Origin of the sequence: Sphingomonas rhamnosi, assembly GCF_036663615.1 — a bacterium.
In the GTDB taxonomy this organism is placed as follows: domain Bacteria; phylum Pseudomonadota; class Alphaproteobacteria; order Sphingomonadales; family Sphingomonadaceae; genus Sphingomonas.
Window position 1 is genome coordinate 1 of sequence record NZ_JAXOJJ010000007.1, and the last position, 22,829, is coordinate 22,829.

The 22,829-nt window shown below is 67.8% G+C and carries 21 protein-coding genes and 1 tRNA gene; 4 read left to right on the forward strand and 18 right to left on the reverse strand.

From position 1 onward, the window contains the following. Positions 1 to 372 precede the first annotated feature (372 nt). Positions 373 to 564 carry a hypothetical protein gene (locus U1701_RS18750; RefSeq protein ID WP_443026071.1) on the forward strand — a complete coding sequence of 64 codons (192 nt, stop codon included), beginning with the start codon at positions 373 to 375 and terminating at the stop codon, positions 562 to 564. Positions 565 to 742: 178 nt separating this feature from the next. Here U1701_RS18750 and U1701_RS14495 read toward each other — a convergent pair whose 3' ends face one another. From U1701_RS14495 to dapB, 4 genes are all read right to left on the reverse strand, one after another. After that, complete coding sequence (locus U1701_RS14495; RefSeq protein ID WP_332783288.1) at positions 743 to 2,020, reverse strand: glycoside hydrolase family 130 protein; 1,278 nt, start codon at positions 2,018 to 2,020, stop codon at positions 743 to 745. 1,089 nt (positions 2,021 to 3,109) lie between these two features. Next, a tRNA-Arg gene (locus U1701_RS14500) sits at positions 3,110 to 3,186 on the reverse strand. A 45-nt stretch (positions 3,187 to 3,231) separates the two neighbouring features. Further along, the gene (nth, locus tag U1701_RS14505) at positions 3,232 to 3,897 is read right to left on the reverse strand and encodes an endonuclease III (protein ID WP_332783289.1); all 666 of its coding nucleotides are present in this window, start codon (positions 3,895 to 3,897) and stop codon (positions 3,232 to 3,234) included. Further along, positions 3,894 to 4,622 (reverse strand): 4-hydroxy-tetrahydrodipicolinate reductase, encoded by a 729-nt coding sequence (gene dapB, locus U1701_RS14510; RefSeq protein WP_332783290.1) that lies wholly within the window; start codon positions 4,620 to 4,622, stop codon positions 3,894 to 3,896. Before dapB ends, nth begins: the two co-directional genes overlap by 4 nt. Before the next feature lie 134 nt (positions 4,623 to 4,756). Here dapB and U1701_RS14515 point away from each other — a divergent pair, with 134 nt between their 5' ends. After that, entirely contained in the window at positions 4,757 to 5,518 is a 762-nt protein-coding gene (locus tag U1701_RS14515) for a hypothetical protein (RefSeq protein WP_332783291.1), read from the forward strand. A 1-nt stretch (position 5,519) separates the two neighbouring features. On the opposite strand, the gene U1701_RS14520 is transcribed toward U1701_RS14515, so the two are convergent. The 11 genes from U1701_RS14520 to U1701_RS14570 form a co-directional block, all read right to left on the reverse strand. Beyond that, positions 5,520 to 6,275, reverse strand: a complete 756-nt coding sequence (locus U1701_RS14520) for a nucleotidyltransferase family protein (protein ID WP_332783292.1) — start codon at positions 6,273 to 6,275, stop codon at positions 5,520 to 5,522. Next, positions 6,272 to 7,162 carry a hypothetical protein gene (locus U1701_RS14525; RefSeq protein ID WP_332783293.1) on the reverse strand — a complete coding sequence of 297 codons (891 nt, stop codon included), beginning with the start codon at positions 7,160 to 7,162 and terminating at the stop codon, positions 6,272 to 6,274. The genes U1701_RS14520 and U1701_RS14525 overlap by 4 nt, the downstream gene beginning before the upstream one ends. Next, the gene (locus U1701_RS14530; protein WP_332783294.1) at positions 7,159 to 8,196 is read right to left on the reverse strand and encodes a diacylglycerol/lipid kinase family protein; all 1,038 of its coding nucleotides are present in this window, start codon (positions 8,194 to 8,196) and stop codon (positions 7,159 to 7,161) included. The genes U1701_RS14525 and U1701_RS14530 overlap by 4 nt, the downstream gene beginning before the upstream one ends. A 67-nt stretch (positions 8,197 to 8,263) precedes the next feature. Continuing rightward, positions 8,264 to 8,728: a DUF2141 domain-containing protein gene (locus U1701_RS14535; protein ID WP_332783295.1), complete on the reverse strand. Its 465-nt coding sequence runs from the start codon at positions 8,726 to 8,728 to the stop codon at positions 8,264 to 8,266. Between the two features lie 44 nt (positions 8,729 to 8,772). Further along, positions 8,773 to 10,116 carry a lipopolysaccharide biosynthesis protein gene (locus U1701_RS14540; protein WP_332783296.1) on the reverse strand — a complete coding sequence of 448 codons (1,344 nt, stop codon included), beginning with the start codon at positions 10,114 to 10,116 and terminating at the stop codon, positions 8,773 to 8,775. 31 nt (positions 10,117 to 10,147) lie between these two features. Then, on the reverse strand, positions 10,148 to 11,272 hold the full coding sequence (locus tag U1701_RS14545) for a CDP-alcohol phosphatidyltransferase family protein (RefSeq protein WP_332783297.1): 1,125 nt from the start codon (positions 11,270 to 11,272) through the stop codon (positions 10,148 to 10,150). A gap of 250 nt (positions 11,273 to 11,522) precedes the next feature. Further along, positions 11,523 to 12,629, reverse strand: coding sequence for a CDP-glycerol glycerophosphotransferase family protein (locus U1701_RS14550; RefSeq protein ID WP_332783470.1), 1,107 nt, complete (start codon positions 12,627 to 12,629; stop codon positions 11,523 to 11,525). After that, positions 12,629 to 13,354, reverse strand: a complete 726-nt coding sequence (locus U1701_RS14555; RefSeq protein WP_332783298.1) for a phosphocholine cytidylyltransferase family protein — start codon at positions 13,352 to 13,354, stop codon at positions 12,629 to 12,631. The genes U1701_RS14550 and U1701_RS14555 overlap by 1 nt, the downstream gene beginning before the upstream one ends. A 39-nt stretch (positions 13,355 to 13,393) precedes the next feature. Further along, positions 13,394 to 14,776: an efflux transporter outer membrane subunit gene (locus U1701_RS14560; RefSeq protein WP_443026064.1), complete on the reverse strand. Its 1,383-nt coding sequence runs from the start codon at positions 14,774 to 14,776 to the stop codon at positions 13,394 to 13,396. A 155-nt stretch (positions 14,777 to 14,931) separates the two neighbouring features. Then, positions 14,932 to 16,098 carry an HlyD family secretion protein gene (locus U1701_RS14565; protein WP_332783300.1) on the reverse strand — a complete coding sequence of 389 codons (1,167 nt, stop codon included), beginning with the start codon at positions 16,096 to 16,098 and terminating at the stop codon, positions 14,932 to 14,934. After that, the gene (locus tag U1701_RS14570; protein ID WP_332783301.1) at positions 16,095 to 17,756 is read right to left on the reverse strand and encodes an efflux MFS transporter permease; all 1,662 of its coding nucleotides are present in this window, start codon (positions 17,754 to 17,756) and stop codon (positions 16,095 to 16,097) included. The genes U1701_RS14565 and U1701_RS14570 overlap by 4 nt, the downstream gene beginning before the upstream one ends. 99 nt (positions 17,757 to 17,855) lie before the next feature. On the opposite strand from U1701_RS14570, the gene U1701_RS14575 reads away from it, so the two are divergent. Next, entirely contained in the window at positions 17,856 to 18,995 is a 1,140-nt protein-coding gene (locus tag U1701_RS14575; RefSeq protein WP_332783302.1) for a mechanosensitive ion channel family protein, read from the forward strand. 93 nt (positions 18,996 to 19,088) lie between these two features. Further along, positions 19,089 to 20,606 (forward strand): fumarate hydratase, encoded by a 1,518-nt coding sequence (locus U1701_RS14580; RefSeq protein WP_332783303.1) that lies wholly within the window; start codon positions 19,089 to 19,091, stop codon positions 20,604 to 20,606. 130 nt (positions 20,607 to 20,736) lie between these two features. Here the strand turns inward: U1701_RS14580 and U1701_RS14585 are convergent, their stop codons facing one another. The 3 genes from U1701_RS14585 to U1701_RS14595 all read right to left on the reverse strand — a co-directional run bounded on the left by U1701_RS14585 (position 20,737) and on the right by U1701_RS14595 (position 22,819). Further along, positions 20,737 to 21,624: an oxygenase MpaB family protein gene (locus U1701_RS14585; RefSeq protein WP_332783304.1), complete on the reverse strand. Its 888-nt coding sequence runs from the start codon at positions 21,622 to 21,624 to the stop codon at positions 20,737 to 20,739. A 343-nt stretch (positions 21,625 to 21,967) separates the two neighbouring features. Continuing rightward, positions 21,968 to 22,252 carry a DUF3175 domain-containing protein gene (locus U1701_RS14590; protein WP_332783305.1) on the reverse strand — a complete coding sequence of 95 codons (285 nt, stop codon included), beginning with the start codon at positions 22,250 to 22,252 and terminating at the stop codon, positions 21,968 to 21,970. A gap of 48 nt (positions 22,253 to 22,300) precedes the next feature. Then, positions 22,301 to 22,819: a hypothetical protein gene (locus tag U1701_RS14595; RefSeq protein ID WP_332783306.1), complete on the reverse strand. Its 519-nt coding sequence runs from the start codon at positions 22,817 to 22,819 to the stop codon at positions 22,301 to 22,303. Between the last annotated feature and the right edge of the window lie 10 nt (positions 22,820 to 22,829).

The following is a 22,829-nucleotide window of genomic DNA, read 5'->3' on the forward strand; positions in this document are numbered from 1 at the left end:
GTTCGATGTATGGGCCCGGCTGCAAGTCGTGAGCCCGCACCTTCATCTATCGGGGAACAGCCACCTCCTGCGCTATCGCTGATCGAGGTAACTCGCTCCCGCCATTACCCCATGTTCGGTAACGCCGGAGCGTGGTTGCGGCCGGGTGGTAGCGATAGGACAAATTTATGTCCGGCGAAGGCAGCGCAACTACCGCTAACGCGCCTGCTGCAAAGATAGCAGCCACTGCCAAAGATCGACGTTTGGATATCATAATCCGCCCCCCGTTGCCCTGACCGAACTTGATAGAGGCTCGATGGCTACCGCAGCTACGGCGCCGACGACCTGCGGATCGTCAGGCTGATCAGCGAGGCTCGTGCGCTCGGCTTCACGCTGGGCGACGTCGAACAGTTCATGAGCCGCCCGTCGGCCGAACGGCGCGACAAACGGAGGCTGTTACCGGTGCTGGAAGCGAGGCTTGCACTTCTCGATCAGCACGAGGTTGCCATTCAGGAGCAGCGCGCGGCGGTCATTGCCTTCATGGATCGTAGTGGACGGGCCGACCCCATCACGGACGATGGTTGATCGCCCCAGCGCGTCGATCAGGGCGGTCACGTCGTCGGTGGGCCGATGCGAAGAGAGGCTGATGCGCAAGGCCATTCCACTGGGGCGTCCCGAACCAGCCGGCGGTGGAGTCCTACTTCCACCCTAGTCCCGGACATTCCCGAAATCCGATCCTTTTCGGGAAAGGCTGCAAGCCGCCTTACCGTTCCATCACGGAAAGCAGATCGTCGACGGTGCCGGTTGCGAAGGCGGTATACTCGTCGCCGATCGCGTAGGGCAGGAGGATGCGGCGCTTGTGAAGCAGCGCGCCGCAACTGTAGGTTACGTTGGGGACATAGCCGCCGCGCTGCTCGTTCGACGGGAACAGTAGCGGCGAGGGAGTCCGGCCGAGCACCTTCGCGGGGTTCTCCTTGTCGAGCAGGCAGGCACCGACACAATAGCCGCGCACCATGCCGACGCCGTGGGTGAACACCAGCCAGCCCTCGTCGATCTCGATCGGCGAGCCGCAATTACCGATCTGGACGAACTCCCAGGGGTATTTCGGGCCTAAGATCCGCATGCCCTCGTCCCAGGTATAGAGGTCGTCGGAATAGAGGAGCCAGAGGTTCACGCTGTCCTGCCGCCCGATCATCGCGAAGCGTCCGTCGAGGCGGCGCGGGAACAGTGCCATGCCCTTGTAGCCCGCGAACGCGCCGGCCAGCGCCCGCATCTCGAAGCTCTGCTGGTTGATGCCGCGCAGCATCTCGCACCGCGCGACGTTGCCGTCGAACGCGGTGTAGGTGCCGATCACGCTTTCCACGCCGTCGTGATCGGTGAAGCGGGTCAGCCGGAGATCTTCGACCCCGTGCCGCTGGCTCGGCAGGATCGGGAAGATCACCGTTTCCGACACGTCCTCGCTGTCGTCCGCGCGCATCCTGACCCAGCCTTCGTTGTCGCTGTCGATCCGCGGCGGGACACCCTGCGAACTCGCCGGGTCGACGACGAGCCCGGTGCCCGCATCCCAGGTGCCGGTACGGAACGTCACCGACGAGATGTGCCCCTCGCCGACGCCGCGCAACGAGAGGAGGAAGCGGATAGTGTCGTCGTCAGGATCCTGGTCGGGAAGAGTGACGATGCTCGGATTGAACAGCGCCGCGGATTCAAAGGCGTATTCCTGGCTGAAATAGGCGCCGAGCAGCAACCGATCGCGCTCGTCCGCGACCTCGACGCCCAGCTCGCCCTTGACCTCCTCGAAGCGGCGCAGGAATACGCCGTCAACGTTGCGGTGCCGCTCCTTCATTGCGGCCTGGAGCAGTTTGAGCATCCGGTCGCGCGTCGCCGTATCGAGTTCCATGACCCGCCTTGCGACGTCCTGGCTCCGGGTCGGCTTGCGGTCGAAGGCGGACGGATAGCCGAAGCTGAAGGGGCGGATAACGGTGCGCGACGGATCGGGCTTCAACTCGACATCGAGCTTGGTGAACACATCGGCCGCTAGCATCCAGCTTTCTCCATTTTGGAAGCGTTACAACGTCTTGAGTTGCCAACTGGAGGCTTGGCAAGCCCGATCGTCCAGAAGGTCGGCATTGGCGTCAGGTTGTCGTCGAAGCGCGCCCGACTGCGGCCACCACTCACGGTACTGCAACGACGGCAATCGTCGTCCCAGCGTCTACGATCAAGCCAAGACATGCATCGATCGAACGTCCCTTTGGTTTGGATCGGGCGGGCTCCTCCACCTACCAAGGCGCGACGACTGGGCATGCGGGAATCGCGTTGCGCCGTGCGGTTGGCCTTGGCGACGCTCGACGGTGTCCCGGCGGCCGAGCTCGCCGCCTTCATCGGCTCACTCAGTTTCCGCGACCGCGGCCGGACGGTGTGGGTCGACGCGCTGCGTGGGCGGATCTGCAGCCCGGCGGCGTCCGCGGTCGACGCGCGAGCAGGTCATCGCGTACGGCTTCCTCTGCGCATTCGGCCACACCCTGCCGGACGGATCCGCACACTGAGCGGGGCGGGCCAGCGGGGCTTCGAGGGTCGCGAGCTGCGCGACCCCAGCCGGCCGGCACCGGTGACCCGTGCCTGCGGTGCCGTAAGCCCTCCCCGTCGGCGGGAGCCGGCAACCGGATGGACGCGCCGTGCTAGGCGCGGTCTTCCGATTTGAGTCCGTACGCGGTGTGAACCGATCGCTGGCAACCCATAAGTTGAGGCCTTACCTTCTCTGATCAACAGGCGAGGGGCTGAAGCCCAGCAAAGTAAGGAAAGGAAGACGAAGGGCGCTTGGTTGCTTGCTCAATCGAAAAGTCTAGACAGCTACTCAGGTGTTGGCGTGGCTCGATTGGAGAATGTGTCGTACTCTGGGAAGATCAGTCGACTTTACAACTTGTTGCGTCGGTACACCGACGACGCGAACACGGTACCATCTCGAAGCAGGCGGTGGCCAATGCCTGCCAATTGAACGGTATCGACATTCGACTCGGCAGGTTGGCCTCCATGTGATTAAGGACGCGGGACGCATCGACGTCACCAATGATGGCTTGCCGTTGCCCCGAGAGGCTCACTTGCCGGGGAATGGGCCGCTAAGTCATTGAAACGATGGTGCACCCGACTGGATTCGAACCAGTGGCCTCTGCCTTCGGAGGGCAGCGCTCTATCCAGCTGAGCTACGGGTGCCTGGGATGACCGCCTAGCAAAGCGCGCGGGCGGGCGCCAGCCGTTTTACGAGCGGGGCTTGCCGGCTTTTGCCGCAGGCGGCGGGGTCTTGGGCTTGTATGCGCACAGGTCGGCGACGATGCAGCGCCAGCATTCGGGCGTGCGCGCCTTGCAGACATAGCGGCCGTGCAGGATCAGCCAGTGATGCGCGTGCAGGCGGAACGGCTGAGGAGTCGCCTTGTCGAGTTTCAGTTCGACCGCCAGCGGCGTCTTGCCGCGCGCCAGGCCGGTGCGGTTGCCGACGCGGAAGATATGCGTGTCGACCGCGAACGTCTCCTGCCCGAAGGCGACGTTCATTACCACATTGGCGGTCTTGCGACCCACCCCCGGCAGGCGTTCGAGCGCCTCGCGGCTTGGCGGAACCTCGCCGCCGAAGTCGTCGATCAGCATCTGCGACAGCGCGATGACGTTCTTCGCCTTGGTGTTGAACAGCCCGATCGTGCGGATATGCGCCTTCAGCCCGTCGAGCCCGAGCGCGAGCATCTTGGCCGGAGTGTCGACCTCCGCGAACAGCGCGCGCGTCGCCTTGTTGACGCCGATATCGGTCGCCTGCGCCGACAGCGCGACCGCGACGACCAGCGTGTATGGATTGACGAATTCGAGCTCGGTCTCCGGATGCGGGTCGGCCTCGGCCAGCCGCGCGTAGAAATCGACGACGTCGGCCTTCTTCACAGCCCCAGCACGTCGCCCATTCGGTAGCGCCCGGCCGGCTGGCTCGCGAGCCACACCGCCGCGCGTACCGCACCGCGGGCGAAGATCGAGCGATCGTCGCCGCGGTGGTTGAGCTCGATGCGTTCGCCTTCGCCCGCGAAGATCACGCTGTGATCGCCGATCACCGATCCGCCGCGCAGGCTCGCAAAGCCAATCGTGCCTTCGCTGCGGCGGCCGATCAGCCCGGCGCGGCTGTCGACCCGCAGTTCGGCAAGCGATGATCCACGCCCTTGGGCAGCGGCTTCGCCCAGCAACAGCGCGGTGCCCGAGGGCGCGTCGACCTTGTGACGGTGGTGCATCTCGACGATCTCGACGTCCCAGTCAGGGCCGAGCCGTGCGGCGGCTTCGCGCACGAGGATGCCGAGCAGCGTCACGCCGAGCGAGGTGTTGCCGGTCTGCAGCACCGCGATGTCCACCGCAGCCTCGTCGATCAACGACTGGTGGCGCGGCGACAGGCCGGTGGTGCCGATGACGATCGCGGTCCCGGCCGCACGCGCCGCGGCCAGGTGGGCTTCGAGCGCGCTGGGGGTCGAGAAGTCGACAAGCACGTCGGCGCTGTGCGCGAGCGGTGCGGGATCGTCGCCCGCGTCGACCCCGCCGGCACGCTGCGCCCCCGCTGCCTCGATCGCCTCGGTAATGGCGCGGCCCATACGGCCTGCGCTGCCATAGATGCCGATCGCGGTCATGCGTCGCCCTGCGGTGGGAACGGTCGATATGTCTGAGTTGGCATGGCCGCTTCATCGCACAAATCGGGGGGCAGGGGACAGGAGATTTTCGAGGCCATTGCGACGGTGGCGGGTCAGGGCTAGGCGATCGGGCAATGCACGAATCCTATCTGAACCGGTCGGATTCGACACGTCGCCGCCGGATCGTCGCGTTCGCGCTTACCGTGCTCGCGCATATCCTGATCATCCTGGTGCTGTTGAATCTGCCGCCGAGCCTAACGCCGCGGGTGATCGAGCGGACGTTGAGCACCTTCTCGGTCACGCCCCCGCCGCCGCCGAAGGTCGCGCAGGCGATCACCGACAAGCCGACTCCCAAAAAAACCGGCGGGTCGCAGGCGAGTGCCAAGAATCCCGTGCCCAAGGCGCCTGCGTCCCCCGCTGCTCAGGCACCGGTGGCACTGACCGGACTGCTGCCGGGCGGCATGGAGTTGTTCAACGCCGCCGATATCGGCAAGCTGCCGCAGCATCCCGAAGACCGTGAGACCGGCGGCGCGGGAGATGGCGCGGGCAAGGGCAAGGACAGCGGATCGGTCTATGGCCCGGGCGAGGGGCCCGGCGGCGAGCGGCTCTACGATGTCGACTGGGTCAAGCGCCCGACCGATGCCGAGCTGTCGCCGTTCCTGCCCGCCACCGTACCGCCCGGCAGCTGGGCGATCATCGCCTGCCGGATGGTGGAGAATTACCGGGTCGAGAATTGCCGGTCGCTCGGCGAATCGCCGCCGGGGGCGGGGTTGGCGCGCGGACTGAGGCTGGCATCGTGGCAGTTCCGGGTGTTTCCGCCGCGGGTTGGCGCCAAGAAGATCATCGGCGGATGGGTGCGGATCCGGATGGACTTTACGCGGAGTGCGGCGCGGTAGGTTACGGTGTGGGGGCGAACAACTGGCGCACCAGATCGAGATCGTCGGGCTTGTCGACATCGACCGCGGCCAGCCCGAACGGGCTTGCGACCGCGGCGGCGTCGAGCCCGGCGAGGCGGCCAAGATGCGCGACGGCCTGCACCAGCGTCAGCCGCCCGAACAGGTAGCGCAGCAGCGTGCCGGCCCCCAGTCGCCGAACGATCCGCCAAGGCCGTTTGCGGTCCGTCTCGACCTGCGCCCACAGGTCGAGCGCGGCGACCGAGTGGGGCGTGGTGAACTGGAACAGGTTGCAGCCCGACCATGCCCCGTCGGCGAAGCGCAGATAGGTACGCCGCGTGCCGGGCGCGGCCGCCTCGATCGCATCCTGCCGTGCCAGCAGTGCGGCGACGTCGGCGCCGTGCGGCGTATCGGCACGAAACCGGGTAACCCAATCGGGCTCTAGCAACGCATGGTCGGCGGTGGTGACGAGCAGGGGCGTGCCTAGCGCCTCGATCCCTTGGCGCACGCTGAGGCTGGGCCCCGCGGCGGCGTCGAGCACGCGCAGTCCGAGCGATCGTGCGTGCGCGGCGACCGCGTCGTCCGATACCGATACCGCGATCTCGCTAGCGCCGGCTTCGGTCAGCGCGTGGGCGACGCGCGTTAGCAGGGTCTGCCCGTCGAGCAGGATCAGCGCCTTGTGCGCGACGCCGGCATAGGCCGCGACCGGATCGACGCCGCCGCGCGAGCCGGCGAGGATCAAGGACTTGAACCCGGTCATGCCTGGCGTCGCGCGCGATAGAGCCGCCAGAACACGCCCGGCGCGGCGAGCAGGGGGTGCGCCTCGCGCCACGGCGTCAGCGGCACGGGGATGCCGGTATGCCGCTCGATCTTCCACGCGCCATACTTCGCGGCGCCGTCGAAGGTGAAGGCGGCGCGAACCAGCCGGGCGATGTTGATCGGTTTGCCCATCCGGCGTCGTGCGGCCCAGGCCTTGAGCAGCGACTGCCGGCGCGCCGGGGGCAGGTCCGGACGCAGGACGCCTGCATCCTCCCCATAGGGAATGCCGGCGGCGGTCCAGGCGAGCGGTAGCAGGGTCGTGTAGCGGTCGGGGTCGAACGCCAGGATCTGCGCCTCGCGGCCGCTCTTCTCGACACGGAACTCGGCGGCGTAGGTCTGGCGGAACAACGCGCGCCAGAAATCGCGAGCCATACCCGCGTTGGGGCCAAGCGCCGCCGCAAACCGCGCCGCGGACATCGCCGCATTGGCCACCGCATCAGCAACTTCAGCAGCGATCGCATCGTCCCGCACCCATACCAAGGCGGAGGGCTGCACGAACCGCGTCCAGATCGTCGTGTCGAGCGTCCGCGCCGCGGCGGCATCGGCGAAGGTCGCAAGCCGCATCGTCGCGATTTTCGCGCGCAGGCGGTCAGGATGGTGATCGAACTCACGGTAGCTGACGGTGGGCCAAAGCCCGCGTTCGCGCGGGCCCGCGGTCAGCACGTAGAAGTCGAGCACGCCTTCGCTGGAGCCGGTGCGCAGGTTCGATCCGTAGAACAACACCGCGACTGTGCCATCGGCCTGGGCCAGTTCGCGCGCGACCGCGCGGACTGCATCGGTCGTCGGTGCCTGCAGCTGGTGCCGGACGACGTCGTCCAGCCGGCTCACGGGACGACGAAGCGGATCGCTGGCCCTTGCCGAACGGTCAGGTCGCCGCCCGGATAGACTTCACCGTCGAGGATGAAGTCGGCAGCCATACGCAGGTCGAACGACGGGGTGTCGATCCGGTGGTAGCCGGCACGGTCGAGCCAGGCGGGGGAGGCGCCGCCGATGACGAAAGGCGCGGCCAAGGCAAGACGCCGTGGCGGTGCGTCGACGAGCAGCGTCTTCATCCCGTCGCGCGGCGTGCCGAACGGCCGCACGCCGACCGGCATGCGGACCATGGTCGATGCGAGCAGGATGTAGCGCGCGCGATCGGTGTCCGCGTTCGCGCCGGCGTTGCTGCCCGCGGCGTAGCGGACATGCATCCGCTCGCCGCGGCGCCATTCGCTCGACGCACGCCCGACCAGGGTCTGCAGGATCCCCCAGCCGGTCGCGAGCGCAACCGCGACGCCCTTGAACGCGCCGGCATGATGCGTGCGCTGCGCCAGTGCCGTCGCGCTGACGAACGCCCCCGCGCCGAACAGGAAGCCGCACAGCGGCGCGGCGCCGGCGCGCGACACCTCGATGGGGCTGCGCGTCACCACGCCGCCGTCGCGTGCGGCATTCAGCGCGCGGCCCAATGACCAGTCGTCGGGAATGCCGAGATCGAGCGCGAGCGCGTTGGTCTTGCCCGATGGTACGATCGCGACCTTGGGCCAGACGCTCTTCCAGATCGTCGCGCCGCAGGTCAGCACGTCGCGGATCGTGCCGTCGCCGCCGTCGATGACCAATAATTCGATGTTCAACCGCGCGAAGTCGGTCAGCACTTCGGCGAGTTCGGCCTGGGTACGGGGCGTCGCGGCCAGAACGGTGCCCGACACGAACGGCCGAGTCGCCTCGACGCTGCTCCGATTGCGGTGGCTCTTGGGATTGCAGATGATCCCGGTGCGGATGCGCGAGGCAGCCGAGCGCGCTTCGCCAAACGCGCTGCCCGGCACCCGCGAGGGCTGGGCAAATGCGGCGTCATGAAACGCCTGGAAGTTGGAAACAGCGTTGCGCACAGGGTTCGCTACTCGTACGTGCGCGTTACCGCTACACTTTTATGGCAATTTCTTTGCGGATTTACGGCTAGCGCCCGTAGCGCATCTTCATTCGCACGACACGGCCATTGGCCGGCAACTGAAATCGTGTCGCGGCGAACGATGGCAGCCCGACCGCGGTCGGGGCGTCATTGGAGAAGCCATAGCCTTCCTTGGGCAGGAACAGCGTCCGGTTGAACTTATGATCGCCGTTCTCGTCATGGTATTGCGCGATCGCGTAATAGCCTGGCGCAAGCCAGAAACACGCGCGCGGGTCGGTCGCCGAGACCCGGGCGCGCGTGAGCTTGCCGCCCTTCGACAGGAAGCGGCCTTTGTCGTCCGGGTAGATGGTGAAGGCGACTTCTCCGGTGCGGTTTTGCAGCGTGGTCGCCTCGACCGCCAGCTTCACCGCGCCGTTGCGCGGCGTGCCGACGCAGGTCTGCGCCACGGCCACGCCGGGCGACAGGATCAAGGCGCCGGCAAGCAGCGTTCGCGCAAAGTTCGAATAGGGCATGCGGTCGCATAGCCCGATCGTCCTGAACGCAGGATGAGCGTAAGTCAGCGCGCGATCACGCCTGGCAGTCGGATCATGAGCATCACCCCCGCACTGATCGAACCGATTAGCACCGCGAGGGCCATACCGAGCGAACTGAAGACCGGGATCAGGAACCAGGCGGCGACCGCGATGATCGCGACGCTGACGCCCCGCGCGACGAACACGTCGTGCGCGCCGCGGCCGTTGGCGGTCATCACGGTTTCCAGCCCGACGATCGTCAGTTCGACGCAGCCTGCCGCCGACAGTGCGATGAGCACCGGATACCCGGCTCCGAAGCCGGGCCCGCCGATCGTTTCGAGCGCCTGTCGGCCGATCGCGACGACCACCGCCATGATGATCAAGCTGCCGAGCGCGCTGCCCAGTGCCATCCGGCGGATCAGGCGCATGATGCTGTTGCGCTCGACCATCCGCACGACTTCGGCGAAGGCGGCGCGCGAGAGCATCTGCGACAGTTTGGCGAGCGCCTGTGCCAGCTGCGCGGTCAGGCGGAAGATACCGGCCGACGAGGTGCCGACGAACGCGCCGATCACCAGCAGCGGGACCTGCTTGCTCGACAAATTGAGCGTCGAATTGGCGTTGATGCTGAGCGCGAACCGAACGACGCCCGGATTTTCGGCCACGACGCGCCGCCAGTCGAACCAGCCGCGTGTGGCGAACAGCCGCCAGTCGCCGCCGCGGATGACCAGCGCCCAATAGGTCAGCGCGGTGGCGAGTTCGGCGAGGCCCCAGGCGAACAGGAACCCCTGTACGGTCGGGTGGAACCACATCACCAGCGCGGCGCCGACGAAGCGCATCACCGGCGTCACGCTGTCGGCGATCGCGGCGGACGAGAATCGATCGCGCAGCCGCAGTACGCCGGTGGGCGTTGATCGGATCGTCAGCAGCTGGATGACCGTGAAGATCAGCGTCGCGCGCAGCAGCGTCGGGCCGATCCCGAACGCCTCTCCCCAGAGTTCGAGGATCGTCACCGCCAGCACGACGCCGACCAGCGCGCTGGCCAGGTCCAGCGCGGCGCAGGCCCGGAACAGCCGACCCAGCCGGGCCATGTCACCTTCGGCATGCGCCTCGATCCCGTAGCGGACGATGATCTGCCAGGTCTGGAACGCGACGAGGGTCGCGAGCGCCTGCGATGCGCCCGAGATCAGTGCGAACCGGCCGAAATCCTTCACCCCCAGCCCGCGCGTCGCAAAGCCGATATAGAAGAGCGATAGGATGGCGACCACGCCGCGGCTGGCGAGCAGCCAGCCGAGATTGCGCGCGACCGCGCCCATGGCGCCCTGCAGGCGGAACCTGCGCCAGGGCGCGGGCTCGCGGAAACGGGCCAACAGGCGGGCGGCGATGCTCATCGTGTGGCTGCCCCTAGTCGCCTGTCGTGCGTCAGGCCAGCCAGCTCGTGATCGTCGCGCCGCGCGCGCGTGCCGCAATCGCCTGGATCAGGCGGACGACGTGGGCGATCAGCGAGATCACGGTCCAGACCGCAACGCCGATGATCCCCCAGTCGGGACGCGCGATGACGAGGCAGGCGAACAGGATGACCATGTTCGGGTTGCGCCGCGCGGTAATCAGCCGGAACCAGCTGTCGAACCGTTCCCAGACATGGATGTGCATCCCGAACCGGACGATGAACGCGCCTTCGATCAGCCGCTGCGCGACATAGCCGAACGCCATCGCGCCGATCACCCACCAGAAGGTCGTGTCGTCGAGCGGCCGGCCATAGGGCGCGCAGCCCGCCGCCCAGGCCCACCACCAGAAGGGCGGGTGGACCAGGTCGACGCCGTGGTCCCAGGCGTTGCCGAGCTTCGACGCGGTGATCGTGCAGCGCGCGAGCTTCCCGTCGACGGTGTCGAGTACCATGAAGACCAGCCCGGTCGCGAGCCCGGTCCAGAACCAGCCATGCCAGAACGCGATCGTCGCGACGATGCACAGCACCGAGCCGAGCGCGGTCACTTGGTTGGGGGTAATCCCGGCGCGCGCGCACAGCCGGGTGATGGCGAGCGCCCATTCGGGCCAGAGATACTTGGTGAGGAGGTCGGTGACGCCCTTGTACGCGCCGACATAGCTCGCGCGTTCGATCCCGGGGACTGCGGCGGGAACGAGGCGTTCGGCGAAGGGCTTTTCGCGTTTGCGTAGTGCTTCGTTAAGGATGCCTTCGTCGGCTTCGGCGGCGATCACGGTCAAGCCCGCCGAGATCGGCAGCCCGCTTTCGTCCTGCATCGCCCGAATGACTGTTTCGCGGGCCGCGTTGCTGCCGACATGCGCCAGTACCGGAACGCCGCCCCGGGTGACGACGGTATCGGGCCGCGTCTTCAGATGCGCGGTCCAGACCGGATCGAACGCGAACGCCATGTTGGCGAGGATCGCGGGCCCGCCGGTGTCGGCGCCGGTGTCGGCGGGCGCAAACCCCTGGGACGCTGCGATACGGCGCGTGCGCTCGGCATTGGTCATGCCCCAGAGCAGGGTGGGGTTGGTGCCGATGGGTACGATGGCGAGGGTTGCGTCCATTCAGTGCCGATAGCCGATTATGCGGTGATTGCGAGGTTCATTCCCGTGACGTGGCGCCCCGGGCCTGTTCCTGCTGTACCGAATCTTCCGTTCGTCCTGAGTGGCGACCGAGTAGCCCGCAGGGCGCATCGAGGGCGTATCGAAGGACAGGTGGTCGCGCGGAACCTGTGCTTCGATACGGGCCCTTGATTCGGCTTTGCCTACTCGGTCTCTACTCAGCACGAACGGGGAAAAGTCAGAAAGTTGTAGTCTAGCGGTCCAGCGCCGCCAGCACCTGCGCGGCCGCCCGCGCTGGTGCGCCGCCGCCGATGTCGCCGAGCGCGTCCGCGACGAAGCGCGTCTGGAATGCCGTGAACCCTGCGTGCGCGAGGGGCGCGCGGTCGAGTGCGGGGATCAGCGCGTCGAGTGACTCCACGACCTCTCCGGCGCCCCACATCGCGTAGGATTCGTCGCCCCGCCAATCCGCCCCCAGCGCGTTGAGGAACACGCACGGGCGCGGGCGGATCATATATTCGACCACCTGGCTCGATGTGTCGCCCAGATAGAGATCCGCCGCTGCGGTGTAGCTGCCGTCGACCATCGCGAAACTGTCGAGATCGACATGCACGCCCGGCCGCCCCGCCAGCCCCGCTGCGAACGTCCGGACTTCGGACGCACGCTCCACCAGCCGCTGGTGCGGCGCGAAGATCAAATTGTAGCGCCCGTCGGCCAGCACGCGCTCGACCACCTGCGGTCCCCAGCGCCACCAGGACGAGCGATGCGCCTGCCAGTGCGGGGTGTAGAGGATGACGGATTTCGTATCGGCGAACAGTTGCGCCGCGGGGGTGCGTTGCCGAAATGCGGCTTTCACATAGCCGGTGGTGACGACGCGGTCGGGTTTGTCGCCGCCGGCGATCAGCGCGCGGCGATCGCGTTCGGCGGCGACCAAGGTCCGCCACCCTGCGCGGCGCCGCCAATGCCCGCGCGCCATCATCGACCCCGCGCCGTGGAAGGTATCGATGAACCGCGTCTTCAGCGGCAGCACTGCCGGCAGCCACAGGCTGGTCTGTTCGGCGCATACGACGACAGGGGTGCGCGCGAGATACGGCAGCAGGCGAGCCAGCATCGGCAGCTTTGCGGGCAATTCCGGGTTGCGTCCTTCGGCATCGTCGACGGCCCGGAACCCGGGTGCCCTGAGGATGCGGACGTTCGGCAGATCCGCGGTCCAGCGCCCGAGCAACGCTTCGTGCATTGACGTGCTGACCCAGAGCTCGATCGGCAGCGCCGGATCGGCTGCCGCCACCGCCTCGACGATCGGGTAGAGGTGCGGGATCAGCAGAGTCTCGCCGAGGAACAGGAAGGCGATTTTTCGCTGCATCACGCGGGGTCGCCGTGCTGGTTGCGCTGCCACTGGTCGATGTCTTCGGGCCGATCGACCTCCTGCCAGCGCGCGCCGGGCGCGATCCGCACCGCCGTGACGCCGGGTCCCTCGGCGACGCGGCGCACGACCGCGTGGTGATAGGATTGGATACCGCTCTCTTCGCCGATCACGGCGCGCAGCGCGTCGGCATAGGCGCTGCCGCCGGTCGACACGATCAGCCCGAGCGAGCGGTCGGTGGCCACATGGCCGGGGATCTGCTTGCCGACCGCGACCACGCGGTCGTCGTCGGTTTCGACCAGCATGTCGTCCAGCCCCGGCTGCGACAGCTGCTCGACGACCAGCTTCACGCCCGTGCCCGGGCTGTCGATCGCGAGACGCAGGATCGAGGTTTCGAACAGCGTATCGCCGTTCATCAGCGCGAATGGCGCTTCGAGCGCGCCGAGCGCCGCCCAGACACTGCCGATGCTGTTCGCGGCCGCCCAGAACGGATTGAAAACGAGCTCGGTCGGCAGCGCATCGTCGCGCGCCATGAGATGCGCGGCGACTTGATCGATCCGATAGCCGCCGACGATCACCGCGCCGTCGAACCCCGCCGCCGCCACCGCGTCGAGCTGATGGTCGAGGATCGCGCGCCCGCCGACCGCGACCAGGCATTTCGGCGTGGTCAGCGTCAGCGGCAACAGGCGCGAGCCGTGCCCGGCCGCAAGGATGATCGCCTTCATGTGCGCGCCCCTAATGGCGAACTGTGGCAGGAAAAAGCGTCAGCGTCGCGTCGCCGCGACGTCGGCGGGCGACCAGCCGCCACCCATCGCCTGATACAGCGTGACATAGGCGTTCAGGCGGTCGGCGCGCGCCTGCACCAGCGACAGTTCGGCGTTGAGCAGGCCGCGCTGCGCGTCGAGCTGGTCGATATAGGCCGAATAGCCCGCACGGTAGCGGTTCGAGGCGTTGCGCAGCGCCCCCGCCAGTGCGTCGCGCTGCCCGGCGAGCGCGACCGCCTGCTCGCCCGATCGTTGCACGCCCGCTAGGCTGTCGTCGACCTCGCGGAACGCCTGCAGCGCGGCGCGGCGATAGGCGAAGGCGGCCTGGTCGCGGCGGGCGGTCGCGACATCGGTCTGCGCGCGCAGCCGTCCGCCGTCGAAGATCGGGCTGAGGATGCTCGCGCCGACCGAGAACACGCCGATCGGGTTGGCGAGCGCGGTCGACAGCGCGACTCCCGCCGACCCGGTGAGCGCGACATTGGGCAGCATCGCTGCGCGCGCGCTGTCGAGATTGCGGTCGGTGGCGACCAATGTCTGTTCGGCCTGGAAGATGTCCGGGCGGCGGCGGAGCAGGTCGGCGGGTAGGCCCTCGGGGATCGCGGGCGTCGCGAGCCGGTCTAGCGGCACGCCGCGCGGGATCGCGCCGGGATTGTCCCCGAGCAACAGGCTGAGGGCATTCTCCTGGCGGCTGATCGCGAGCTGGGCGGCGGGAACGAGCTGTTCGGTCGCGCCATATTCGGCCTCGGACTGGCGGAGCTCGAGGTTCGAGGTGTAGCCGGTCTCGGCGCGGCGGCGGGCGATGCGGAGGCCTTCCGCGCGCGCCGCGAGCGTTTCGCGCGCTACCGACAGGCGCAAATCGAGCGCGCGCAGCGTGATATAGCCGGTCGCAATGCTGCTCGCGATGGCCAGCCGCACGGTGTCGCGCGCGGCCTCGCTGGCCAATAGCTGCGCCTGCGCGGCGCGGTTGGCTTGGCGCAGGCGGCCGAACAGGTCGAGATCGTAGCTGATCGAGATTCCGGGCTGCGCGCCGATCGCATCGGACGGCGTGCCGAGCGGGCTGACGGTCTGGCCCGTGGTGCCGGGTAGCGAGCCGCCGAGCGATGGCGTCCGTTGCGCGCGCGCCAGCCGCTCGGTCGCGCGGGCCTCGTCGATCCGCGCCGCGGCCGAGCCGAGATCAGGGTTGTTGGCGAGCCCGCGGGCGACGAGGTCGGTCAGGACGGGATCACCGAACGCGCTCCACCAGTCCGCGCGGATCGCGCCGCCGGCGGGGAGCGCGGTGCGCCAGGCGGGCGGGGGGGCGACGGCGGTCGCGGCGGGGGCGGACGGGCGGGGACCGATACAGCCGGCCAGGGTGAGCGCAAGCGTCAGGCCGGCGAGCGGCACCCTGCGCAAACTCCCCCCCGGCGAAGGCCGGGGTCCAATCGGGAAGGCCGTTGTGGCGACGGCCGGTCCTTCGTCACGCCGGTCCCCCAACTGGGCCCCGGCCTCCGCCGGGGTGGTGGAGGGAGCAGGGATGCGCTTGAACCGCACGCGCCCCATCACCGGGCCCCCGGCCCGCCGGCGGTATCGACCCGCGCCTGCACCGACATCCCCGGGCGCAGCCGCTGCGCGAGCGGCTGGCCGGGATCCACCCGGATCCGCACCGCGATGCGCTGCGGCACCTTGGTGAAGTTGCCCGTCGCATTGTCGGCTTTGAGTACCGCGAATTCCGATCCCGCGGCGGGCGAGATTTGTTCGACCCGGCCCGTCAGTCGCGCGTTCGCGAGGCCGTCGACGGTGAACGAAGCCGGCTGGCCGACCGCCATCCGCGCGGTCTGCGCTTCCTTGAAATTGGCGATCACCCAGGTTTCGGGCGGCACCAGGAACATCAACTGCGAGCCCGCGGTGACATATTGCCCTAACCGCACGCCGACTTCGCTGAGGCGACCGCCCTCGGGGGCACGCACGACGGTGTTCGCCAGATCGATCCGTGCCAGTTCTCGCGCGGCTTCCGCGCCCGAGACGCCGGCCTGCTGCCCGCCGCGGCCGACCTGGACCGTACGAATGTCCTGCCGCGCGATCTCGCGAGCGGCCTTGGCCTGCTGGACCTGAGCCTGGGCCTGGCGCAACGCGGCCAGCGTCTGATCGCGCTCACGCAGCGACACCGATCCGTCGGTGACGAGGTCGTTGACACGGTTCATGTCGGCCTGCGCCCGCATCAGCTGGGCGCTGGCATTGGCGACGGCGGCATCCTGCGCGGCGAGGCTGGCGGCGCGCGACAGCGCGGTCTGCCGGCTGTTGGCCAGCGTGGCTTCCTGCGCGCCGATCTGCGCCTGCGCCTGCTCGACGCGCTGGCGGTAGATGCGGTCATCGATCAGCACCAGAGGCTGTCCGGCGGTCACGTCGGCAAAGTCGCGCACGAAGACCTTGGTGACATACCCGCTGACCTGCGGACTGATCACGGTGGTGCGGCCGCGGACATAGGCGTTGTCGGTCGATTCAGTGGCGGTCGTGAACGGCGGCAGGCGCCACGCCGCCAGCACCGCGCAGATTCCCGCGATCGCTAACAGCAGTATGACGATCGTCGCGGTCGCGCTGGGCCGCTGGGGTTTCCAGCCCGACCCGGCGGGCGCGGCCGGCGGGCTGCCGGCCGCGATCTCGGCAGCGCGCGCTTCGGTGACGGGCGCCGGTTCGGAGGGCGCTTCAGGCCCGCGCGGGTCGGTCATGCCGCGGCACTCGCCCGGGTCGCAGCCCGTGCACGGTAGGCGCGGAGTGCCAGCAGGCCGAACAGATAGACGGTGGTTATCGCCGCGAGGATCGCGACCAGCCGGAAGGTGTCGTTATAGGCCAGGATGTTCGCCTCTCGAGTTGCGGTCTGCCCCAAAATCGCTGCTCCCTCCGCAGAGCGCAACCCGGCATCGCCGATCACGCGCGCGACCGCCGCGCCGCCGGCCTGGATACGCTGCGCGACGATCGGGTCGGTGGCGACGATATCCTGAACGATCGCCGCGCTATGCGCCTTTTCACGGATCGTTTGATAGGTGCCGAGCACCGCGGTGCCGGCCAGCCCGCCGACCGAATTGACGATCCCGAACAGCGCGAAGAAGCTGATGATGTGCCCGCTGCCCGCTTTCAGCGCGCGCGTCATGCCGAACAACAGTGCAGGGCCCAGGAAGAAGGTGCCCGAAAACGCGATCATCGCCTGGGTCCAGTACATCTGCGGTGCGCGGGTCAGGTTGGTCGCGTGCGAATCGAGATAGGCCGCAACCGCGACGATGCCGATCGCCAGCATCACCGGATGAGTCAGCCGTTCGGGATCGAGCGTGACCGCGCTCAGCACCACGCCTGCGACCGATGCCAGGAAGATGATCGTGAAGAAGATGATGAGCTGGTCGTTGTTCTGGCCGAGCACGGTCAGCAGCCCAACCGAGGCGAAGGTCTGTTCCGACAGCACGATGCGCGCCATGATCGTGACGACCGTGAAGCGGACGATGTCCGCGCCGCCCAGCCAACGGGTGTTGATCAGCGGATTCGCGCGGTGGTGTTCAATCCAGAACGCTGCGGCGAGAATGGGGATCGCGGCGACCAGCGCCCACCCCAGCCACGCGCTCTGGGTCCACCAGACATAGCGCCCCTCGCCGAGCACCGCGGTGATCAGCCCCATGCCGACCGCGAACAGCACGAAGGTCACGAAGTCGAGTCGCTCGAACACCTTGATACGGGTCGTCGGCGGCAGCCGCAGATACGCCACCGCCGCCAAGCTGAGCAGCGCCATGCCGAGTTCGAACAGGTACAAGGTCCGCCACTGCGACATCGCCAGCAGATCGGGCGAGAACAGCCGAGCAAGCGGCGTCGCGCATTGCGGCACGCCGATGCCGATGACGATGCCCTTCAATCGCCACTTCGCCGGGAGACCCTGCATGACGTAATAGAGCCCGAGGCTCGACAAGGCCGCGCCCGCCATCCCGCTCGCGCCGCGGACCAGGATCGCCGACCAGAAGCCGTGCACGAATAGGTGTGCCAGCGTGAACAGCATGTAGAGCGCCAGAAAGATCAGCGCGAACGGCCGAAGCCCGAATTGCTGCCGGAACTTGATCAAGAGCAGGTTGATCGACACGTTGGTCATCACATAGACGGTCGGCAGCCAGGCGATCTCGGCCGGGTCGAGCGCAAGCGCGCCCTGTAGCGTCGTGGTGTTCGCCGAGATCAGCGCGTTGCCCAGCCCGCCGGTTAGCCCGAGCAGCACGCCGATCGCGGCATAGGCCACCTGGCGCCTGACCGGATGGTCGGGGTTGCCGGGCGATCCGGGGATCACCGGCAGTTCGTGCGCGGCGAACTGCCAGTCTTCCTCGCTCAGGAATGTACGCAGGCGGGTGGCGATCATCCCGCTCTATACGCACCAAGCGGCGGAAGGGTCACTCGCCGGGCGGGTCTTATGCTGCACTGCGGCGGAACATTTCGGATGCGAACCGGTTGCAGGTCGATGCGCCGCCTTTTCCGCTCCCTCCACGTGCCGTCCGACTGGGCCTGGATCGAGAGCGTCATCGCCGTCTCCGTCGCGGTGCTGGTCGCGCTGATCGCGCATTGGCTGACGATGCGGATTGCTGGGCATGCACAGCGGCGCAGCACCGCGAAGACCGACGGGCTCGTCCTCGCGCGCATCCGTCGGCCGTTGCGGGCGGTGTTCGTTTCGATCGCGGTCAGCTTCGTCGCGCGCTTTCTGCCGATGGACGGCGACGTGCAGGACATGTGGCACCAGGTGCTCGGCTTCGTCGTGCCCGCGTTGCTCGGCTGGCTCGCGGTCGCGGCGTTGCGCGCGTTCCAGGACATCGTCGAGATCCGCGCCGACATCACCGTCGAGGACAATCTGCGCGCGCGCCGCAAACGCACGCGTGCTGCGATCCTCGGGCGGATCGGGACGTTCTTCATCATCTTCATCAGCGTCTGCCTGATGCTGTTGAGCGTTCCCGGCATCCGCACGATCGGCGTGACGCTGATGGCATCCGCGGGGATCGCCGGTCTGGTCGTCGGCGCCGCCGCGCAGCCGGCGCTGAAGAACGTCATCGCCGGCATCCAGATGGCCTTCACCGAACCGATCCGCCTCGACGATGTCGTGATCGTCGCGGGCGAATGGGGGCGGGTGGAGCAGATCCACCTGACCTTCGTCGTCATCAAGATCTGGGACGAGCGCCGCCTGGTCGTGCCCGTGTCGAAGTTCCTCGAGGAAAGTTTCCAGAACTGGACGCGCGAGACGAGCCAGTTGCTGGGGTCGGTGTTCTGGTACCTCGATCCGGTCGCGGACATCCCGCGCTTCCGGGCGAAGCTGGCCGACGTCGTCACCGCCAATCCGCGGTGGGACAAGCGCTTCTTCAACGTCCAGGTGACTGACATGAAGGCCGACGCGATCGAGGTGAGGGCGCTGATGACCGCGAAGGATGCGACGGTCGCGTTCGACCTGCGCTGCGACGTGCGCGAGGCTATGTTGGCGTTCATCCGCGACGAAATGCCCGAAGCGATGCCGCGCGGGCGCCTGCTGATGGCGCCCGATCCGGTGTCCGCAGGGCGTATAAGCGGGCAGGGTGCCGGCGGAACCGATCAGCAGGCCGCGACGCCGTTCGCGTGAACCGCGATGGCGCGCGGCGCCGCATCGGGCCGCCCTTCATAAATCCGGCCAACGCCGTTATGCCGCACGCATCCTCCCTGTCGAAGGCGCCGCATGACCGTCATCACCGAAGCCGACCTGATTGAAAGCGTCGCCGACGCGCTCCAGTTCATCAGCTACTATCACCCGATGGACTATATCCGCGCGCTGGGCGTTGCGTACGAGGCCGAGCAGAGCCCCGCCGCCAAGGACGCGATCGCGCAGATCCTCACCAACAGCCGGATGTGCGCGGAGGGCCATCGTCCAATCTGCCAGGATACCGGCATCGTCACGATCTTCGTCAAATGGGGCCAGGATTGCCGCCTGGAGTCGACCCGTTCCTTGCAAGAGGTGATCGATGAGGGCGTGCGAAAGGCGTATCTCAACCCCGAGAACAAGCTGCGCGCCTCGATCCTCGCCGATCCCGCCTTCACGCGCCGCAACACCAAGGACAACACGCCGAGCGTGATGCATGTCGAAATGGTGCCCGGCAACACCGTCTCGATCGACGTCGCGGCCAAGGGCGGCGGCAGCGAGAACAAGTCGAAGTTCAAGATGATGAACCCGAGCGACTCGATCGTCGACTGGGTGCTCGAGATGATTCCGCAGATGGGCGCCGGCTGGTGCCCGCCCGGCATGCTCGGCATCGGCATCGGCGGCACCGCGGAAAAGTCGATGCTGCTCGCCAAGGAAAGCCTGATGGGCGCGATCGACATGGCGCAGCTGAAGGCGCGCGGGCCGAGGAACGACATCGAGGCGCTACGGATCGAGATCTACGACAAGGTCAACGCGCTCGGCATTGGCGCGCAGGGGCTGGGTGGGCTCTCGACCATCCTCGACGTGAAGATCTTCGACTGGCCGACGCACGCCGCGTCGAAGCCCGTTGCGATGATCCCGAACTGTGCCGCAACGCGCCACGCGCATTTCACGCTCGACGGTTCCGGCCCGGTCTACCTCGAAGCGCCGAAGCTGGAGGAATGGCCTGACGTCAACTGGACGCCCGACAAGGCTGCGATCCGCGTCGATCTCGACACGCTGACGCCCGAGGTCGTGCAGACCTGGAAGCATGGCGACCGCCTGCTGCTCAACGGCAAGATGCTCACCGGGCGCGACGCCGCGCACAAGCGGATCGCCGACATGCTTGCCAAGGGCGAGGAACTGCCCGTCGATTTCCGCGGTCGCGTGATCTATTATGTGGGGCCAGTCGATCCGGTCGGCGAAGAGGTGGTGGGGCCCGCTGGCCCCACCACCGCGACGCGGATGGACAAGTTCACGCGGATGATGCTCGACCAGGGCCTGCTCGCGATGGTCGGCAAGGCAGAACGCGGCGCCGACGCGACCAAGGCGATCGCGGAAGCGAAATCCGCCTATCTGATGGCGGTCGGCGGTGCTGCCTATCTGGTCGCGCGCGCGATCAAGGGGAGCAAGGTCGTCGGCTTCGCGGACCTGGGGATGGAGGCGATCTACGAGTTCGAGGTCGCGGATTTCCCGGTGACGGTCGCGGTTGATGCGGCGGGGGAGAATGTCCACCAGCTCGCCCCGCTGGTATGGCGCGAGAAGATCGCGCGCGAGGGGTTGCTGGTCGGGGCGTAAAGCCGATCCCCGTCACCCTAGCGAAGGCTGGGGTCTCTCGCGGCTGCTGCTGCGTGCTTACCTCGGGAGATCCCAGCCTTCGCTGGGATGACGAGTTTGATTGAAAGGCGGCAAGGGACAAGCAGCGCAACTACCGTGCCGCCAACGCCCACCGCAGCACGGTTCCCGCGCCGATCGCCCCCGCGCGCAACGCCACCTTCTCGCGCAGCGGCACGCGCAACCCGTGCATCGTCCGCGCCCAGTCCGGCAACAGGTCGACCCCTGACTGCAACAGGATCTGCTGCAACGGCCGCGACGCCAGGTTCGGCGCGGGTTGCTCCAGCAATACCCGCGCAACGTCGCGCGTCCGGTCGTCCACGGCGAGCGCGCGCCGCATTGGACGCAAATAGGCTTCGACCGCGGCACGGCTCTCGGGCACGTCGGTCGCGCCGAGCCGGCGCGCGATGTCAGCCATCTCGACCAGATACTGGTCCTGCCGCGCGCCCGAGAAGCCGGGGTCGCGGTACCGGACATAGGCTGCGAGGAAACTGCGCGCCTCGGCGACATGCACCCAGGTCAACAGTCTTGGATCGTCCGCACTGTATGGCGTACCGTCGGGCAGGATACCGCGGACGAACCCGTGAACGTGCCGAACCCGCGCGATCATCGCCTCGGCGGTGTCGGTCGATCCGTAAGTGGTCGCGGTGATAAACCGCGCGGTGCGCTTGAGCCGGCCCGCCATGTCGTCGCGGAACCCCGAATGGTCCCAGACGCCGGCCAGCACCGCGGGGTGCAGCATCTGCAGCAACAGCGCGGAAATCCCGCCGATCATCATCGCGGTGAAGTCGCCATGGACCTGCCAGCTGGCGGAGTGCGGCCCGAACAGCCCGTCGTCGCCGGCAGGGCGCGTCAGGTCGACCGCGGCGGCCTCGTCGGATCCCATCACGGTCCGGATCTGATCTCGAATGGCGTCGCGCAGCATGACGCCTGATTTGGGGTGCGACGTACCGCGCACCACCCCGCGCGAAAAATAAGCCATAAATGAAAAGAGGTTGCCGGGGCGCATCCCTGCGACCCGACAACCTCCAGACATGGTCAGCGGCCGGAGAGCTCCAGCCCAGAGGACCATGCGTACCGCGTTGCCTGTGAATCACGCCGTTGACTGGGGGAGGATACCCCCCGGCGCGACATTTCGGCGTTTAGCGGTGCGTCCCCCGAACGAACCGAACCGAACTCACTGCTGAACCATGAGACATCGGATCACCTCCTTTCGCTTGTTGAAACAACGCGGCCAAGCCCGACCGCAACCGCAATGTGTGCGGCGCCGCGGTGCGATACAAGTCTTGTTTTCGAAAAGCTTTTGCGCGAATCTCGCCCGCTGTTCATTCGCGGCCGAACGCCTTGCGCAGCTCGTCCTTGGCATCCTCCAGCACCGCCTTCTGCTTCGCGTCGAGCCCGTGCCCGGCGCGGTTGATGTAGAAGGTCAGCATCGACATCGCCGACTGGAACGGCGTGCCCTTGCGGCGATGGCTCTGCTCGGCCGAGTGTTTGAGCGACGCGGCGATCGCCTTGGGGTCATGTTGTGCGAAGACCCCGTCGTCGAGGTCCATCGCATCGGAATGCTCGGTCACGTCCTGCGACCATTTCTCGTCCTTATGCTCGGTCATCGTGCGGCTCCTGGCTGTGATCAACAGCCAACGCAGCAGCGTGTCGAACTATACCCGGCAATCCTCGGTCACGCGTCCGATCTCCGCCCAGGCGGGCACGACCAGCGTCGGCCGGCCGCCGTGCGCGATGACGAAGCGGCCGCGGCTGAACGCCATCGCCTCGAGGATCGGGTCGCTGACCGCGAGCGCGGCCGCGACATAGGCGGGGGTGGCGCCGGTCGGCTGCACGGTCAGTGCGCGCGTCGTGCTCGAGGTGCGGATCGTCAGCGGCGTCGGTGTTGCGCCGGCGCGCGACAGATAGATCTGCCGTGCGGACAGGTCGCAGCGCAGCGTCAGCGCGGCAATGCTGCCGGCGGGCCCGAACATCGCGATCGATCCGCGCGGGTCGCGGCGATAGGTCCAGGTGCCGGGACTGTAGGGCAGGTCGCGCCAGTCGGCGGCGACCGGCGCCGGCGCGGGGGGCTGGACGGGCTGCGGTAGCGCGCGGGGCGGCGGTGGTGCGCTGGGACGCGGGGCGACGCAGCCGCCGATGATGGCCAACAGGGCGAGGGGGGCGAGTACGCGCATGCCGCATGCT